Raw genomic sequence first — 16,678 nt, 5'->3', positions numbered from 1 at the left:
GGGGCATGGCAAAGGCCCCGGAGACAGTGTCGCCGGGGCCCTTGGTGCTGCTGGACAAGTGCGCCGCCAGGGACTCGAACCCCGAACCCAGTGATTAAGAGTCACTTGCTCTGCCAATTGAGCTAGCGGCGCAACGAGGGGAAACATTAGCAGGCAGTCATTGGGCCGACAAAATCGACTCGGACCCCTGGGAGGCCGCCCTCTCGCGGCGCTCGCGGCGCCTCGCCCGGACCAGGAGCAGCACCCCGCCGAGCATGAAGGCGATGTAGGCCAGCAGGCCCCCGATGTGCTCCTCGTCGGTGACCTGGGTGGAGGTCCCCTGCGGGGTCTCCGTCACCGGTCTGGGATCCCCGCTGCTGACGACACCCGGAAGACCGGGAGTGGTGGCCTGCTCGTCCACGGCCCAGGCCCCGGCCTGCGGCCGCGCGGCTCCTGCCCCGGGAGCCGCAGCCAGGGCGCCACCGACGAGGGTCAACGCGAGACTCACGATGACGAGCCCGATGAGGACTCCGACCGTGACTCGTTGCATCCGCTTCTTCCCGAGCATCACGGGCCCATTCTGGCCCATGCCGCGGTCGTGACCGGCCGCGACCCCGGGAGGCGCTCAAGGGACCGGCGGACGGAACGAGCTCAGCGGCATACGGCCCGGAAAGAAAGGATCCCCGCTCGTGAGGTCACGTGCGGGGATCATCTGGGGTGAGTGACGGGACTTGAACCCGCGACCACCTGGACCACAACCAGGTGCTCTACCAGCTGAGCTACACCCACCAAGTCGCTGCAGACAGCGACGCCAATCGTACAGCCTCCGAAGGGGTGCTCGTGACACCCCCGACCGGGACCGGCGCGCGCCCCGGGTCAGTGCTCGTCAGTGCTGGTCAGTGCTGGTCAGTGCTCGTCAGTGCTCGACGACGTGTCCCTCAGCGAGTGCCTTCGCGGTCGCGCTGTCCGGACCCGGCTGGGGCACGAACACCGCCTCGCGGTAGTACCTCAGCTCCGCGATGGACTCCTTGATGTCGGCCAGCGCGCGATGGCCACCGGACTTCCTGGGGGCGTTGAAGTACACGCGTGGGTACCACCGGCGGGACAGCTCCTTGATCGAGGACACGTCGATGATCCGGTAGTGGAGGTGCGCCTCGAGGTCGGGCATGTCGCGAGAGAGGAACCCACGGTCGGTCGCGACGCTGTTGCCCCCCAGCGGGGCCTTCCGCGGCTCGGGGACGAAGCTGCGGACGTAGTCGAGGACGAGTGCCTCCGCCTCCGCCAGGGTGACGCCGCTGTCCAGCTCGTCGAGCAGCCCCGACGTGGTGTGCATGTCGCGGACGAACTCGTCCATCTGCTCCAACGCCGCGGCCGGCGGCTTGATGACCACGTCGACGCCCTCACCGAGCACCGTCAGCTCGAAGTCGGTGACCAGCGCAGCGACCTCGACGAGCGCATCTGCACGGAGGGACAGACCCGTCATCTCGCAGTCGATCCAGATGATTCGGTCGGAGGTGGCGCGCTGGTTGGTCGCGTCGTTCGTCGTCGTCACCGGTCCACCATAGAGGCGCCGGAGGATCGGGTCCTGCACTAGCCTGCCGTCATGAGTCCAGGGGATCCCGCAGGAGAGCTGGAGCGGCTGGAGGCCCGCGAGTGGAGCCGTGAGCCGAACCCCACGTGGCGGCCGATGCTCCGCAGGATCCTCACCATCGGCGTCGCCGCCACCCTGCTCCTCGTCGCGCTGCTCATCCTGCTCGGGATCATCGGCGCCCAGCTGGAGGCGCGCGTCGCCGTCCTGGCCGGTCTCATGGCCCTCATCCCCCTGGTCATCATCGTGCCGACGTACCTCTGGCTCGACCGCTACGAGGCCGAACCCGTCCGCTACCTCGTCGCCGCCTTCCTCTGGGGCGCGCTCATCGCCGTGGTCGGCGCCTTCTGGCTCAACACGCTCGGCCTCACGCTCCTCGTCGAGGCCCACTGGGTCGACCCCTTCGCCACGGGTGCGGTCTACCTCGCTCCGATCACCGAGGAGACGCTCAAGGGCCTCGGCATCTTCCTCCTCTACCTCCTGCGCCGGCACGAGTTCGACGGCATCATCGACGGGATCGTCTACGCCGGGCTCATCGGCGCCGGCTTCGCCTTCAGCGAGAACATCCTCTACCTCGGCCAGGCCTACACCGAGATGGGCAACGAGGGCCTCACCGCGACGTTCATCGTCAGAGGGCTGATGGGCCCGTTCGGGCACCCCCTCTTCACATCGCTCATCGGCATCGGGATCGGGATCGCCGTCTCCACCCGGAGCGCCACCGTGCGGACCGTCGCGATCATCGGCGGCTGGGTCTCCGCGGTCCTGCTCCACGGCGGGTGGAACCTCTCCGCCATCGCCGGCATCGAGGGCTTCCTCACGGCCTACATCACCTATCAGGTCCCGCTCTTCATCGGCTTCATCGTGTTCCTCGTCTGGCTGCGGCGCCGCGAGGGGCGCCTCATCGGGCAGTACCTCTCGCCCTATGCCGACGCAGGCTGGCTCACCCACGCGGAGGTGGGGATGCTCTCGCACCTGGGGACTCGGCGGGCGGCCCGAGGATGGGCCCGGCGCCGCGGCGGCCCCGCGGCGCAACGCTCCATGGATGCCTTCCAGGACAGCGCCAGCGACCTTGCACTGCTTCGGTCCCGGCTGGTGCACGGCACTGCTGAGCGGGACGCGGCCCAACGCGAGCTGGTTCTCCTCGAAGCGATCACCGCCCACCGCAGGGACTTCATCGGGACGCCCGTGGCATGAGGGACCACTGGTCCTCGCCGACGCTTTCCCGGAGCGCCGTCCTGACGTCCCTGGTCGCGCTGGCCCTCGCGGGGTCGATCGGCTTCGCCCTGCTGACTCCGCCCGGCCAGCCCTACGACGAGCCGGCTCACTGGAACAACGTCACCTTCTACGCCGAGCACGGCCGGATGCCGGTCATCGGGGAGCCGGGCAGCTCCTACCAGGCGCAGATGGGGCCGGTCTACTACGCGCTGTCCGCCATGGTCGGAAGCCTCTTCGGCGCGGCTGGGAGCGAGGAGGCCTTTCACGGCGTGCGCCTCTTCTGGACCCTGCTGACGCCCGTCCTGGTCCTCCTCGGGCTGGCGCTCGCCCGCGCTCTCCGAGCCTCCGAACCCGTGGCCTGGGCGGCGACGGCGCTCATCGCGCTCAACCCGCTGCTCCTCGGGATCAGCGGATCCGTCCAGAACGACCACCTGACGATCACGCTGTGCGCCCTGGCCCTGGTCCTGGCCGCTCGCACCCAGGCGAGCGGCCGAGGTGGACTGGCCCACCTCGCCATCGGTGTCGTCATCGGTGCGGCCGTCCTCACCAAGGTGGTGGCCGTGTCACTCCTGCCTGCCGTGCTCATTGCCGTCCTCGTCCGGCCTGGCCTCGTCCGGCGGCGCTGGGCCCGAGCCGCCGCGGTGCTCGTCGGCGCCGTCGTGACGTCCGGCTGGTGGTTCGTGCGCAACCTGTCGCTCTACGGGGACCTCACCGGCGGGTCGGCCGTGCAGTCGGCAGGTTTCGGCTTCGCCCCGATGCCGGTCGACTCGGTGTCGGCGTGGGTGGCGCGCGCGAGCGAGATCACCTCGTACCTCTTCGTCCCCGTCGAGTACTACCGCAACAGCCTCCGCGCGCCCCTGCCGATCAAGGCGCTCGCGGTGCTGTCCCTCGCCCTCTGTGGAGCTGTCGTGGGCGCGGTTCTCGTGGCGCGCCTGCGAGGTCGCCGAGAAGCCGGGGCGGTGCGAGTTGCTCGGCCGGACCTCGTCCTGCCGGTCGCGGCGGTGGCGTCCGCTCTCCTCTTCTACCTGCTCCAGTCCGTCCTGATCTTCCAGGTCTCCATCCGCCTCGTCTTCGTGGCGGCACCTCCGGCAGCGGTCCTGCTCGCGCTGGCGATGAGCCGACTCCGCTGGGGCGCGGCCGTTCTCGTCGTGATCCTGGTGACGTCCGGCGCTGCGGCGACCTGGCTGCTCAGCGCCCTGCCGGACCTGCCCGAACAGGCGTTCATGCTCTTCACCTGAGCGACCTCACCGACGCCGCCGCGCGATCGCGCCCCCGGCAGGACTCGAACCTGCGACCAAGAGATTAGAAGGCTCTTGCTCTATCCACTGAGCTACAGGGGCTTGCCCGGGTCGGGCGCTCCTATGATAGGCGCGAGGGCGTCGAGCTCCCCGCCACCCACTCCCTGGCGGTCGGAGCAAAACCTGGCCCAGCGGCATACGACCTGCGTGTCCCTCCACGACCGCACCACTGATGAGTTTTGATAGGTCCGAGGGGACACGAGAGGATGAGGCGCGTGTCTAGTTCAGGGGAGGGCAGCAACCCGCTGCTCACGGCCGTCACGCGGCTGCGCGACGCGGTCGATGGGGCCTCCCTGCCCATCGACGTGCCGGGTGTCGCCATGGCGCGCACCGAGCGAGAGCGGTTGCTCGACCAGCTCGACGACTACGTGATCCCGCGACTCTCCTCGCTCGACGCGCCCCTGCTCGCGGTCGTCGGCGGCTCGACGGGCGCCGGGAAGTCGACCCTCGTGAACTCCGTCGTCGGGCGAGAGGTCTCCCTGCCCGGCGTTCTGCGCCCGACGACCCGCTCGCCGGTTCTGATCCACCACCCCGATGACGCAAGGTGGTTCGCCAACCAGCGCATCCTCCCGAGACTCGCCAGGATCACCGGGAAGCACTCGTCCTCCGACGGGCCCGGCGCGGTCCGCCTCGTCGGCACCGACGCGATCGCGCCCGGGTTGGCGCTCCTCGACGCCCCTGACATCGACAGCGTCGTGGCGGCCAACCGAGACCTGGCCACGGAGCTGCTGGCGGCCGCGGACCTCTGGCTCTTCGTCACCACTGCGGCCCGCTACGCCGACGCCGTGCCGTGGGACCTCCTCCGCCAGGCGGCCGAGCGAGGGACCGCGGTGGCTGTCGTCCTCGACCGGGTCCCGGCCGAGAGCCTCGAGGAGATCCGGACCCACCTCGCGGCCATGCTTCGGCAGCAGGAGCTGCACGAGGCACCGATCTTCACGGTCCTCGAGTCCCAGCTGGAGGACGGCATGCTCCCGGCCGCCCAGACGAAGCGCCTCCGCGACTGGCTCGACGCCCTCGCCGGCGATGCGCAGGCTCGCGCCGAGGTCGTGCGGCAGACCCTCACCGGGGCCCTGGCCTCCCTCGACTCGCGCACCGCTGCACTGGTGGACGCCTCTGCGGTCCAGGTCGATGCGGCAGATGCGCTCGTCGTGGCCGCCCGGACGACGTACGAGGAGGGGCTCGCCCAGGTGCAGCGGGGAATGCACGACGGGACGCTCCTGCGAGGCGAGGTCCTCGCCCGATGGCAGGAGTTCGTCGGCACCGGCGAGTTCTTCCGACAGGTCGAGTCCACCGTCTCGCGCGTCCGTGACCGGGTGACCGCCTTCTTCAAGGGCGAGCCGGCGAAGGCCGAGCACCTGGGCGAGGCCCTCCAGACAGGGGTGGAGGCCCTCGTGACGAACCGTGCCGACCTCGCGGCGAGCGAGACGGCTCGGACCTGGCGCACGCTGCCCGGCGGCGCGCACCTGCTCGCGACGACCGACGGCCTGCTGCGGTCCAGCCCGGACCTCAACGCCCAGACGGCTCGCCTCGTGCGGGACTGGCAGGGCGACATCCTCGAGATGGTCCGCAACGAGGGGCGCGACCGGCGGACGACGGCCCGCATCATGGCCTACGGCGTCAACGGGCTCGGCGTCGTCCTCATGCTCGTCACCTTCGCCTCCACGGCCGGCATCACGGGTGCCGAGGTCGGCATCGCAGGGGGTACCGCTCTCGTGGGTCAGAAGCTGCTCGAGGCCGTCTTCGGTGACCAGGCGGTGCGCGAGCTCGCCCGGCAGGCGCGAGTCCGCCTCGTCGAGAGGGTCACCGACCTCTATGAGGCCGAACGGAGACGGTACGACGACGCCGTGGCCGGCCTCGCGGTGCGGACCAGTCAGGCCACGGAGCTCGAGCAGGCGGCAGCGGAGGTGAGGTCGGCCCGATGAGTCCCATCAGGATGGGCAAGGCCAAGGTCAAGGCGCCCAGCGCTGCCGAGCTCGCGGACCGCACGGCGGCGCTGTCGCTCGCGCTCATGTCCGGCGCCGAGGAGCTCGACGACACCGCCGTCAACGACGCGCGACGCGTCCTCGACCGGGCGCACGAGCGGTCGGCGATCGCAGGCGACCAGACCGTCGTCGCGTTGGCCGGGGCAACGGGCAGCGGCAAGTCGTCGCTCTTCAACGCCTTGGTGGGCGAGCCCGTCTCGGCCATCGGTGCGCGACGTCCCACGACGGCGAAGCCCACCGCAGCGGTCTGGGGGACGTCCGACGCGTCCGAGCTGCTCGACTGGCTGCACGTGGACGCCCGTCACCTGGTGGGGCGCAGCGCCGACGATGCCACCGGAGTTGGTGCGGACGATGGCTCGGCGGACGCTCGCGCCGTGTCGACCGGACCCCCCGAGCCGGTCGACCTCGACGGGCTCGTCCTGCTGGACCTGCCCGACTTCGACTCCCGTGAGCTGTCGCACCGGCGCGAAGCCGAGCGCATTCTCGAGCTCGTCGACATGTTCGTCTGGGTCACCGACCCACAGAAGTACGCAGACGCCCGACTGCACGACGAGTTCGTCTCCCTGATGGCGCATCACGACGCGGTCACCCTCGCCGTGCTCAACCAGACCGACCGCCTCGAGGTCGAGGCCGTCAAGGCGCTGCGAGCGGACTTCACGAAGCTCCTGGAGGCCGACGGCATCCGCGGCGCGGCAGTCCTCGCCACGTCGGCCACGTCCGGGACCGGAGTTCCGGAGCTCAAGCAGCGTCTGGCGAATGCCGTTGCGGGGCAGGCCGCGTCGCGGCAACGACTCAACGCGGATGTGGTCGCGGCTGCGCGCCGGCTACGGCAGGGCGTCGCCGATGAAGAGGCCGACGTGGGTCGGCTCGACCGCACCCAGCTCGACGAGTCGCTCGCCCGCGCAGCCGGTGTCCCGATCGTCCTCGACGCCGTGGCCCGCGACTACCGAAGGGAGGCCTTCGCGCACACCGGGTGGCTCTACGCGAGGTGGACGCGCGGGTTCGCGGCCGACCCGCTGCGGCGGCTGCGCCTCGACCGCACGGGAGGCCGCCCGCCGATCCCCGTCGACATCGACGGTTCCGACGTGCGCGCAGTGCTCGGTCGCTCGTCGATCCCCGCGCCGAGCGCCTCGGCGACGTCGGGCGTCGAGATCGCCACGCGCAGGTTCGTCCGAGAGGCCTCCGACGGGCTCCCGGTCAGGTGGGCGCAGGCGGTCGAGGAGGCCGTGGACGACCGCGGCGGCTCTCTCTCCGATGCGCTCGACCAGGCCATCGTCGGCACGTCGTTGCGGGCGCGTCGACCGCTCTGGTGGCTGCTCGTCAACGTCATCCAGTGGGTGCTCGGGATCACCGCTGCGCTCGGCCTGCTCTGGCTCGTCGGGCTGTGGGTGCTCGGGCTGCTCCAGATCCCGGCTCCCGACACGCCCACCGTGGGGATCCTGCCGGTCCCGCTGCTCATGCTCGTCGGCGGGGTCCTGGCCGGACTCCTCCTCGGCATCCTGTCCCGGTGGTGGGCGAAGGTGGGGGCCCGGCGCCGCAAGTCGATGGTCGGGAGGCGACTCACCGACGCGGTCTCCCAGGTGGCCGACGAGCGGATCCTCATCCCGATCGACGAGGTCCTCGACCGGCACCGGCAGACGCGCGAACAGCTCGAGTCGGTCCTGCGCTGACCGGCCCGAGGGCTGTGGTGGACCCGTCCACAACCCTCCGCAGGACGCCGCGTCGTCCACAGGACTGCCGTCGAGGCCTGCGCGATCACCCTCGCCCCGGCACGGTGGTCGTGCGCGACTGCAGCAGCCGTCGCGAGCGACCCGCCGGCATCGGCAGGAGGAGGCAGCATGAACGAGACCCGCATCACCGTTCACGGCAACGTCGTGAACGAGCCCATCACCAGGTCCGGTCGAAACGGCAGTGTGTTCACGACCTTCCGCATCGGGACGACGCCCTACCGACGGACCGGCGACGGCAAGTTCCTCGACCTGGACACGAGCTTCTACAACGTCATCGCCTTCAACGCCTTGGCGGCAAACGCCGCCTCCTCGCTGAGCAAGGGCCAGCCGGTCATCGTCGAGGGAAACCTGTCGACGAAGACCTATCTCGGCAGCGACGGCGTGAGCCGGACCTCCTCCGAGATCGAGGCCGACCACATCGGGCACGACCTGAAGTGGGGGAGGGCCTCGTTCCTGCGCCTGAGCAAGGCAGCCGCCCTCGGCCTCGACCCGACCGCCTCCGAGGAGGTCCGCAAGGCCCTCGAGGAGATGGACGGCACCGCGGGCAGAGGGAGCGAGGCCGGTCGCGCCGGCGCGCCCGGAGACTCGGTGGGCCGACCCCACCACGTCGACGCCAACGGTGAGGTGCACGATGGCCTCGCGCCGGCGGTGGCGGACGACGGCTACCCGGGAGGCCCGCCCGCTCGATTTCCCGGTGACCTGCCGGGCGACTTCCCCGGTGACCCGGAGACCGACGACTACAGCCTGGAGGAGCCCGCTGCATGACGCGGCGCTGAGGGTCTGGAGACGCCCGTCGTGCGCTGCCTGGGGCGACGGCGGGCGGATTCGGTCGCACGGCCGATCGCAGATAGCCTTCTGCGCATGGCCGAGTACATCTACACCATGACCCGGGCGCGCAAGGCGCACAACGAGAAGGTCATCCTCGACGACGTGTCGATGTCCTTCTACCCCGGGGCGAAGATCGGCATGGTCGGCCCCAACGGCGCCGGCAAGTCGACCATCCTCAAGATCATGGCCGGACTCGACCAGCCGTCCAACGGCGAGGCGCGGCTCGCGGCCGGCGCGACCGTGGGGATCCTCCTCCAGGAGCCACCGCTCAACGAGGAGAAGACAGTCCTCGGCAACGTGGAGGAGGGGGCGGGCCAGATCAAGGCCAAGCTCGACCGCTACAACGAGATCAGCGCCGAGATGGCCGACCCGGACGCCGACTACGACGCACTCCTCGAGGAGATGGGCAAGCTCCAGGAGCAGATCGACCACGCGGACGCGTGGGACCTCGACAACCAGCTCGAGCAGGCGATGGATGCCCTGCGCTGCCCGCCGCCGGACCTGCCCGTCACCAACCTGTCCGGTGGGGAGCGCCGTCGGGTCGCCCTGTGCAAGCTGCTGCTGCAGAAGCCTGACTTGCTTCTGCTCGACGAGCCGACCAACCACCTCGACGCCGAGTCGGTCCAGTGGCTCGAGCAGCACCTCGAGAGCTACCCCGGCGCCGTCATCGCGGTCACCCACGACCGGTACTTCCTCGACAACGTCGCCCAGTGGATCGCCGAGGTCGACCGCGGCCGTCTCTACCCCTACGAGGGGAACTACTCGACCTACCTCGAGAAGAAGTCCGAGCGGCTGCAGATCCAGGGCAAGAAGGACGCCAAGCTGGCCAAGCGCCTCAAGAGCGAGCTCGAGTGGGTCCGGTCCAACGCCAAGGGCCGGCAGGCGAAGTCGAAGGCCCGTCTGTCCCGCTACGAGGAGATGGCTGCCGAGGCCGAGCGCACGCGCAAGCTCGACTTCGAGGAGATCCAGATCCCGCCGGGTCCGCGGCTCGGCTCGGTGGTCATCGAGGTCAACAACCTCCGCAAGGGCTTCGGCGACCGGCTGCTGATCGACGACCTGTCGTTCAGCCTGCCGCGCAACGGCATCGTCGGGGTGATCGGGCCCAACGGTGTCGGCAAGACGACCCTCTTCAAGACGATCGTCGGCCTCGAGCAGCCCGATGCGGGCGAGGTGCGGGTCGGCGACACGGTCCAGATCTCCTACGTCGACCAGGCACGCTCGGGTCTGGACCCGAAGAAGACCCTGTGGGAGGTCGTCTCCGACGGCCTCGACCACATCAAGGTCGGCCAGGTCGAGATCCCGTCCCGCGCCTACGTCTCGCAGTTCGGCTTCAAGGGACCCGACCAGCAGAAGCCGACCGGTGTGCTCTCGGGAGGGGAGCGCAACCGTCTCAACCTCGCGCTCACCCTCAAGCAGGGTGGCAACCTGCTGCTGCTCGACGAGCCGACCAACGACCTCGACGTGGAGACGCTCGGCTCGCTCGAGAACGCCCTGCTCGAGTTTCCGGGCTGCGCCGTCGTGATCTCACACGACCGGTGGTTCCTCGACCGCGTCGCGACGCACATCCTGTCCTACGAGGGCGACGCCGAGAACCCAGCCAAGTGGTACTGGTTCGAGGGCAACTTCGAGGCGTACGAGGCCAACAAGGTCGAGCGACTCGGGCCCGAGGCGGCGCGGCCGCACCGGGTGACCTACCGCAAGCTGACCCGGGACTGACCGGCGCGGTCGCCCTCGCTCGCGAGCCACGTCCCGAGCGAGGCGACGGCGGCTCGCCCCGCGCGGTTCGCCCCGATCGTCGACGACGACGGGCCGTAGCCGACGAGGTGCACCCTCGGCTCGGCCGCGACCCGCGTGCCCTCCATGACGATGCCTCCGCCGGGGGCGCGGAGGTGCAGCGGCGCAAGATGGTCGAGTGCGGCCCGGAAGCCGGTGGCCCAGAGGATGACGTCAGCAGGGAGGAAACCTCCGTCGGCGAGGCGCACACCGCTGGGTTCGATGGCGGTGAACATCGGCTTGCGGTCCAGCACCCCACGGCGCGCTGCTGCGCGGAGCGCCGGTGTCCAGATGAGTCCGGTGACGGAGACGACGCTCTGCGGAGGCAGCCCCTGCCGAACGCGCTCCTCGACGAGCGCCACGGCCGCGTGCCCGGCCTGAGGCGTGAACTCGTCCTCGCGCCAGACCGGCTCACGGCGGGTGAACCAGGAGGTCGTCGTCACCTGCGAGATCTCATCGAGGAGCTGCACCGCCGAGATGCCACCGCCGACGACGGCGACGTGCTTGCCGCGGAACTCGTCGGCCGCGACATAGTCCGCCACGTGCAGCTGGCGTCCGCGGAAGCTCGCCTGGCCCGGGTAGATCGGCCAGAACGGTTTGGTCCACGTGCCGGTCGCGTTGATGAGCCCGCGGGTGCTCCAGTCACCGTGGTCGGTCTCGACGATGAGGCGCCCGCGCGGGTCAGCGTCCTCCCGTCGCACGGCGGCGACGCGGACCGGGCGAACGATGTGCAGGCCGAGCTCACGCTCGTACGCCCCGAAGTAGCGGGTGAGGAACTCCGAGCTGGGTTCGCACGGGTCCACCTCGGGCTGGGCGATGCCGGGCAGGTCGCTGATGCCGTTGACCGTCGCCATCCGGAGGGACTGCCAGCGGTGCCGCCAGGCACCGCCCGGCCCGACCTCGGAGTCGAGCACCGCATACTCTCGTTCGCCGCCGGACCCCCCGGCTGGGCCGAACCCACGCCGGCGTAGGTGGTAGGCGGCGGAGAGGCCGGCCTGCCCGGCGCCGATGACCAGGACGTCGGCTCGCTGCGAGGTCACTGCAGCAGTGTGACAGTGACGGGGGCTCGTGTGGGAGGCAGACTCTCAGGGTGACCGAGCTGCGCATCGAACCCCTCGCGAGCGAGCGCTTCGACGACCTCGTCGAGCTCTTCGGCACCCGGGGCGCCCCTTCGTGGTGCTGGTGCCAGTACTTCCTCACGACGGGCCGCTCGTACGAGCAGTCGGCGGCGCGGAACCGGAGCCGGTTGCGTTCGCAGGTGCAGTCCGCGACGGCGCCCGTGGGACTCATCGCGTATGCCGCTGGGCCGGCTCCCCGGAAGGGTGTCCCTCGCGCCGGGCACGGGTCGCCACCGTCGAGAGGGGCTGCGCAGCCGGTGGGGTGGGTGCAGGTCGGCCCGCGTCCCACCTTCCCGCGGATCACCGCGAGCCGCTCGCTCCGGCCTGTCGCGGTCGACGCCGGTGACGACCTTGACGACGAGTCGGTCTGGGCGGTCACCTGCTTCGTCGTCAAGGTCGGTTGGCGTCGTCACGGCATCGCCACGGCATTGCTCGCGCGCGCCATCGAGGTCGTCCGGGAGCAGGGCGCGTCGGCCATCGTCGGTCACCCGGTTGACGTGGCGGCACGCGGGAGCCGGATCGGGGGGAGCGAGCTCTATCACGGAACCGCGTCGACGTTCGCCGCGGCCGGGTTCGAGGTGGTGGGTCGGACCGGCGCCACGCGGCCGGTGATGCGGCTCCGGCTGACGGGGCGGTGACCGGGTCACGTCGCGGGCTCCCGTGCCCCGTGCTCACACGCGCAGGCCGGTCAGGACGAACGCCCGGACCAGGATTGCCTCGGGCTGCTGCCTTCCGGATCGTGACCAGGGCCGTAGCCCTGTCTGGCTCACCACGGATGCGGAAGTCGCGGCGACGCCCGGTCCCGCTTCTGATGAGGGGCGGTCAGGCGATGAGGGGAGTGGCCGGTTCGCGAGTGGAGCGGCTGTCGAGGGCCCTCTCCCACGCGACGGCGAGGCGGCGGCCCACCTCGTCGGCCTCGTCCGCCGGAGAGCTGTAGGGGATGCGGACGAAGCGGTCCATACCGCCGTCGGTCGCGAACTGTGCGCCGCGGGCGAGCCGGACCCCGGCCGACTCGGCCACTCGGATGAGGGCGTCTCCTCGGTCGACGGGCAGCTGGCACCACAGGTTGAGGCCGCCGGGTGGCACGGAGAACCGCCAGTCGGGGACGTGGGTCCGGAGGGCTGCGACCATGGCATCGCGACGCCGTCGCGCTTCCCTGCGCCGCTCGTCGAGGAGGTCGTCGCCCGCCCGGAGCAGCTCGACGAGGACGAGCTGCTCGAGCACGGCGGTGCCGAGGTCGAGGCTGTGGCGCGCCTCCAGGATGCGGGCAGCCAGCTCATGCGGCGCGCGGACCCATCCGACCCGCAGGCCGCCCCACCACGCCTTGCCGGAGCTGCCGAGGGTGATCGCTTCCTGGGATGCGGTCGCGAAGGGGGCCGGGGGCCGGGTGTCGAGACCCAGCTCCACGAACGTCTCGTCGATGATGGGGATGGTCCTCGTCCGCCGGAGGACGTCGGCGACCGCGACGCGATCCTCGGAGGACATGAGCCGACCGGTCGGGTTCTGGAAGTCGGGCACGAGGTAGGCCATCCGTGTCCCGCCCTGTCTCAGGGTGAGCTCGAGGTGCTCGGGGTCCCAGCCGAGGGGGTCGATGGGAAAGGGAACCGGCCGCAGGCTGGAGCGCCTCACGCCGACGATGGCGTTGGGGTAGGTCGGGGTCTCGAGCAGGACCCGGTCCCCAGGGTCGAGGACGGCGCGCAGGACCGCTGACAGGGCAGCGTGCGCTCCGCCGGTGACGACGATGTCCCGTGGATCGGTCGGCAGTCCGCGACCGTCGTACCAGCCCGCGAGCGCCTCACGCAGCTCGGGGAGACCTCTGGGGTGATAGCCGGAGGTGGCCAGGTGCCTGGGCAGGTGGTCGAGGGCCCGCTCGTAGGCGGCGGTGAGGCCGGCAGCAGCGGGCAGGACGGCATAGGTGAGGTCGATGACGTCGTCCGGCAGGTCGGTGGGCACCAGGCCCGCTCCGGACACCGCCAGGCCAGATGGTCCCTCCGGAAGCGCCGTCACACTCCCGGAGCCGCGTCGCGTGACGACGAAGCCCTCGTCGCGGAGCAGGTCGAGTGCGGCTCCCACCGTGGTGCGGCTGAGGCCGAGCTCGGACATGAGAGCCCGCTCGCTGGGCAGGCGGGTATCGACGAGGACGCGCCCGTCCGAGACCAGTCGGCGCAGGCCGTCGGCGAGGCTGCGGTAGGCCGGTCGCGTCAGCGGAGCGGGACCGAGCAGCTGGGCGACGGTGCGAGCGGAGATGGTGCGCATACAAGCCAGTGTCACAGAACTGGCTATGGAAAGTGAGTCCAATCCTGTCGACAGTGGGGCCATGCGTCGCTCCGTTCCCCTGCTCAACCTGTCTCCCCGCGACCAGCTGCGGGCCGGGAAGCTGCCGCGTCGTGTGGTCCAGCTCCTCTTCGGTCTGACGCTCTACGGCATGTCCATGGCCATGCTGGTGCGGGCCACCCTGGGCCTTGACCCGTGGGACGTCTTCCACGCCGGCGTCACCCTCCGGGTGCCGCTGACCTTCGGCCAGGTGACGATCGTCGTCGGAGCCCTCGTGCTGCTGCTCTGGATCCCGCTGCGGCAGTGGCCCGGGCTCGGGACCCTGTCGAACGTCGTGGTCATCGGGTTGGCGGCCGACGCCGGCCTCGCTCTCATGGCCACCCCCTCCGGTCTCGCGGCACAGCTGGGCCTGCTCGCCGGGGGCCTGGTCCTCAACGGTCTGGCCGGTGGGCTGTACATCGGGAGCCAGCTCGGCCCGGGACCTCGGGACGGCCTCATGACGGGCATCTCCCGGCGGACCGGGCTCAGCCTCCGCCTCGTCCGGACCTCGCTCGAGCTCACCGTCCTCGCGGCCGGCTGGGTCCTCGGTGGGCCGGTCGGGCTCGGGACCGTGCTCTATGCCGTTGCCATCGGGCCGCTGGTCCAGTTCTTCCTGCCGCGGGTCACCGTGCACCTCGAGGCGCACGTCGCGTCCCACGACCTGGCCCCTGCGGCACGTCCCGTCTCGACCTAGGATCGGTCCATGCGGCTCGGCCTCCAGGTCTCCCACTTCAGCTGGCCCGGCGCGCCCGGGTCCATCGGGCCGACCTTCGGCCGGATCGCTCGCGACGCCGAGGCGGCCGGCATGGCCTCGCTCTGGGTGATGGACCACTTCTTCCAGATCAGGGGCATCGGTCCCCCGGAGCTGGAGATGCCCGAGGCCTACACCGCCCTCGCCTTCGCAGCGGCCCAGACCTCGCGGATCGAGCTGGGCACCCTCGTGACGGGTGTCACCTACCGGCATCCGGGCATCCTGGCCAAGACCGTGACGACGCTCGACGTGCTCTCGGGCGGCCGGGCCTGGCTCGGCATCGGTGCCGCCTGGAACGAGGAGGAGCACCGCGGACTGGGCGTCCGGTTCCCGGCCGTGACTGAGCGGTTCGAGCGGCTGGAGGAGACGCTTCAGATCGTGCGGCAGATGTGGTCCGATGACGACGGACCCTTCCGGGGGAAGCACTACACCCTGGAGCGAACCCTCAACAGCCCTCAGTCGATTCGCCGACCGCATCCGCCGGTCCTCATCGGAGGGATGGGCCCGCGCAAGACGCTTCGCCTCGTGGCGAGCCACGCCGACGCGTCCAACTTCTTCGATGTGGGGACCGAGCGGTTGCGAGCCACGTGCGACCTGCTGCGCGACCACTGCGCCCAGGTGGGGCGCGACTACGACGAGATCACCAAGACGGTGCTGACCCGGATGAGCCTCTCGGAGTCCGGCGGACCGGCCCCCTCGGGCGAGCCGACCATGAGCGTCGCTGCAGCCGTGGACAAGCTCGGGTCCCTGGCCGAGGCCGGAATCGACGACGCCATCCTGGGGATGGGCAACCAGACGGATCCCGACGCCTATCGGCTCGTCGCCGAGGTGGTTCGCCAGGTGGCCGGTCTCACCGCTGCTGGTCGGTGAGGTCGTCCAGTCCGAGCCGCCAGCTCATCAGCACCCGGCTTCCGCCCGACTCGTACCACACGAGCTCCAGGCGCTCGGCCCGGCAGTCGACCGGGACCAGCCCACCGAGCAGCCGGCGCGTCGACTCCTCCGAGACGGTCTGAGAACGGGCGTCCAGCGTCAGGTGGGGTCGAGCGCTCGGGAACTGACCGGCATACGGCGGACAGTTCGGGAACGCCTGCCACAAACGCCTCGTGAGGCCGCGGAAGGCGTCGTCGGGCTCGGGTAAAAGGTGGATGATGCCGTTCGGGAACGTGTCCAGCCGGGCGAGCCGGAAGGCGAACGGTTGTGTCTCGAAAGCGATCCGGCCGATCGTGACGCGGGCGGAGTGGCCGATGTGGAGCGGGTCGAGGAACGGTCCGAGGGCCGTGACGTGGGCGTGGACGAAGTGCGGGTCCGCCGAGACGAGGGTGGGGTCGTAGTGGTGGTACCGACCGAGGACGAACGGCTCGAGGGCAGGCACCGGCACCTGCAGGACGGTGTGCCCCCGGGTCACGTGCGAATCACTGCGGGGTCAGGTGCGGGCGCCGACGAGGCGCAGTGCCAAGGCGGCATTGGTTGCCCCGATCTGTTCCGGGGTTCGCTTGATCGTGGGCGAGTACCAGCGAGCGACGTCCACTGCCATCGACAGGAGGGCCAGGGCTGTGTCGCCGACGTCGGTGACCCTGAAGACTCCCTCGGCCACGCCACGCTCGAGCACCTGGCGCATCAGGGAGTCGATGTCCTTGCGCAGGGCCAGGACCTCGGCACGGTGCTCCGGGGTCAGGTGCTGGTGCTCGTACTGCACCACCTTGGCGAGCTGGTACTGCTCGGCGTGCCAGGCGGAGAAGCGGGCCATCGCCACGGCGAGCCGTTCAACCGGTCCGTCGGCACCGGCGAGCGCGTCCCGCAGCAGACGGAGAGCGGACTGGTGCCCACCGCGACTCAGGTTGAAGAGCAGCTCCTCCTTGGACCCGAAGTGGACGTAGACCCCGGCGGGGGAGAGGCCGGCACCCGAGGCGATGTCGCGGGTGGTCGTGGCATGGAAGCCCTTCTCGGCGAACGCCTGGGCCGCGGCTCGCATGAGTCGGTCGACAGTGGTGTCCCGGTCGGTCCGGGTGAGGGGGGACGTCGGAGGCGGGGGCGGCACGTTGACAGCATGCCCGAGAGGGGCAACACTAAGCAAGCGCTTAGTTACCCGTGAGTTCAGCCTGG

Annotated in this window: 15 protein-coding genes and 3 tRNA genes; 9 read left to right on the top strand and 9 right to left on the bottom strand. The window is 70.6% G+C overall.

The window, feature by feature from the left end:
• Positions 1-59 precede the first annotated feature (59 nt).
• The 4 genes from ABWV20_RS15180 to orn all read right to left on the bottom strand — a co-directional run bounded on the left by ABWV20_RS15180 (position 60) and on the right by orn (position 1,531).
• Positions 60-132 (bottom strand) — tRNA-Lys (locus tag ABWV20_RS15180).
• A 25-nt stretch (positions 133-157) separates the two neighbouring features.
• The gene (locus ABWV20_RS15175; protein WP_353356498.1) at positions 158-550 is read right to left on the bottom strand and encodes a hypothetical protein; all 393 of its coding nucleotides are present in this window, start codon (positions 548-550) and stop codon (positions 158-160) included.
• A gap of 142 nt (positions 551-692) precedes the next feature.
• Positions 693-768, bottom strand: a tRNA-His gene (locus tag ABWV20_RS15170).
• 127 nt (positions 769-895) lie between these two features.
• Entirely contained in the window at positions 896-1,531 is a 636-nt protein-coding gene (gene orn / locus ABWV20_RS15165) for an oligoribonuclease (protein WP_353356496.1), read from the bottom strand.
• 51 nt (positions 1,532-1,582) lie between these two features.
• Here orn and ABWV20_RS15160 point away from each other — a divergent pair, with 51 nt between their 5' ends.
• A complete protein-coding gene (locus ABWV20_RS15160; protein WP_353356494.1) occupies positions 1,583-2,761 on the top strand; it encodes a PrsW family intramembrane metalloprotease in 1,179 nt (392 codons plus the stop codon).
• Positions 2,758-4,020: a phospholipid carrier-dependent glycosyltransferase gene (locus tag ABWV20_RS15155; protein WP_353356492.1), complete on the top strand. Its 1,263-nt coding sequence runs from the start codon at positions 2,758-2,760 to the stop codon at positions 4,018-4,020. The genes ABWV20_RS15160 and ABWV20_RS15155 overlap by 4 nt, the downstream gene beginning before the upstream one ends.
• A 29-nt stretch (positions 4,021-4,049) precedes the next feature.
• On the opposite strand, the gene ABWV20_RS15150 is transcribed toward ABWV20_RS15155, so the two are convergent.
• Positions 4,050-4,122, bottom strand: a tRNA-Arg gene (locus tag ABWV20_RS15150).
• 164 nt (positions 4,123-4,286) lie between these two features.
• On the opposite strand from ABWV20_RS15150, the gene ABWV20_RS15145 reads away from it, so the two are divergent.
• The 4 genes from ABWV20_RS15145 (at position 4,287) to ettA (ending at position 10,336) form a co-directional block, all read left to right on the top strand.
• Entirely contained in the window at positions 4,287-6,002 is a 1,716-nt protein-coding gene (locus ABWV20_RS15145) for a dynamin family protein (protein ID WP_353356490.1), read from the top strand.
• Positions 5,999-7,732: a dynamin family protein gene (locus tag ABWV20_RS15140; RefSeq protein ID WP_353356488.1), complete on the top strand. Its 1,734-nt coding sequence runs from the start codon at positions 5,999-6,001 to the stop codon at positions 7,730-7,732. The genes ABWV20_RS15145 and ABWV20_RS15140 overlap by 4 nt, the downstream gene beginning before the upstream one ends.
• 168 nt (positions 7,733-7,900) lie before the next feature.
• On the top strand, positions 7,901-8,557 hold the full coding sequence (locus tag ABWV20_RS15135) for a single-stranded DNA-binding protein (protein WP_353356486.1): 657 nt from the start codon (positions 7,901-7,903) through the stop codon (positions 8,555-8,557).
• 96 nt (positions 8,558-8,653) lie between these two features.
• On the top strand, positions 8,654-10,336 hold the full coding sequence (gene ettA / locus ABWV20_RS15130) for an energy-dependent translational throttle protein EttA (protein WP_353356484.1): 1,683 nt from the start codon (positions 8,654-8,656) through the stop codon (positions 10,334-10,336).
• On the opposite strand, the gene ABWV20_RS15125 is transcribed toward ettA, so the two are convergent.
• Positions 10,312-11,433, bottom strand: coding sequence for an NAD(P)-binding domain-containing protein (locus ABWV20_RS15125; RefSeq protein ID WP_353356482.1), 1,122 nt, complete (start codon positions 11,431-11,433; stop codon positions 10,312-10,314). The genes ettA and ABWV20_RS15125 overlap by 25 nt on opposite strands.
• Positions 11,434-11,483: 50 nt before the next feature.
• Between ABWV20_RS15125 and ABWV20_RS15120 the strand changes: the two genes are divergently transcribed.
• Entirely contained in the window at positions 11,484-12,149 is a 666-nt protein-coding gene (locus ABWV20_RS15120) for a GNAT family N-acetyltransferase (protein WP_353356480.1), read from the top strand.
• A gap of 184 nt (positions 12,150-12,333) precedes the next feature.
• Here ABWV20_RS15120 and yczR read toward each other — a convergent pair whose 3' ends face one another.
• Entirely contained in the window at positions 12,334-13,767 is a 1,434-nt protein-coding gene (gene yczR / locus ABWV20_RS15115; RefSeq protein WP_353356478.1) for a MocR-like transcription factor YczR, read from the bottom strand.
• Positions 13,768-13,828: 61 nt separating this feature from the next.
• On the opposite strand from yczR, the gene yczE reads away from it, so the two are divergent.
• Both yczE and ABWV20_RS15105 read left to right on the top strand, forming a co-directional pair.
• Positions 13,829-14,518 (top strand): membrane protein YczE, encoded by a 690-nt coding sequence (gene yczE / locus ABWV20_RS15110; protein ID WP_353356476.1) that lies wholly within the window; start codon positions 13,829-13,831, stop codon positions 14,516-14,518.
• Between the two features lie 9 nt (positions 14,519-14,527).
• On the top strand, positions 14,528-15,445 hold the full coding sequence (locus tag ABWV20_RS15105) for an LLM class F420-dependent oxidoreductase (protein WP_353356474.1): 918 nt from the start codon (positions 14,528-14,530) through the stop codon (positions 15,443-15,445).
• On the opposite strand, the gene ABWV20_RS15100 is transcribed toward ABWV20_RS15105, so the two are convergent.
• Positions 15,426-15,980: a 2'-5' RNA ligase family protein gene (locus tag ABWV20_RS15100; protein WP_353356472.1), complete on the bottom strand. Its 555-nt coding sequence runs from the start codon at positions 15,978-15,980 to the stop codon at positions 15,426-15,428. The genes ABWV20_RS15105 and ABWV20_RS15100 overlap by 20 nt on opposite strands.
• Positions 15,981-15,998: 18 nt before the next feature.
• Positions 15,999-16,613, bottom strand: coding sequence for a TetR/AcrR family transcriptional regulator (locus ABWV20_RS15095; protein ID WP_353356470.1), 615 nt, complete (start codon positions 16,611-16,613; stop codon positions 15,999-16,001).
• Between the last annotated feature and the right edge of the window lie 65 nt (positions 16,614-16,678).

The sequence above is a fragment of the Intrasporangium sp. DVR genome, assembly GCF_040365325.1.
Classification (GTDB): domain Bacteria; phylum Actinomycetota; class Actinomycetes; order Actinomycetales; family Dermatophilaceae; genus Intrasporangium.
This window is presented reverse-complemented; position numbering and strand designations above follow the sequence as displayed.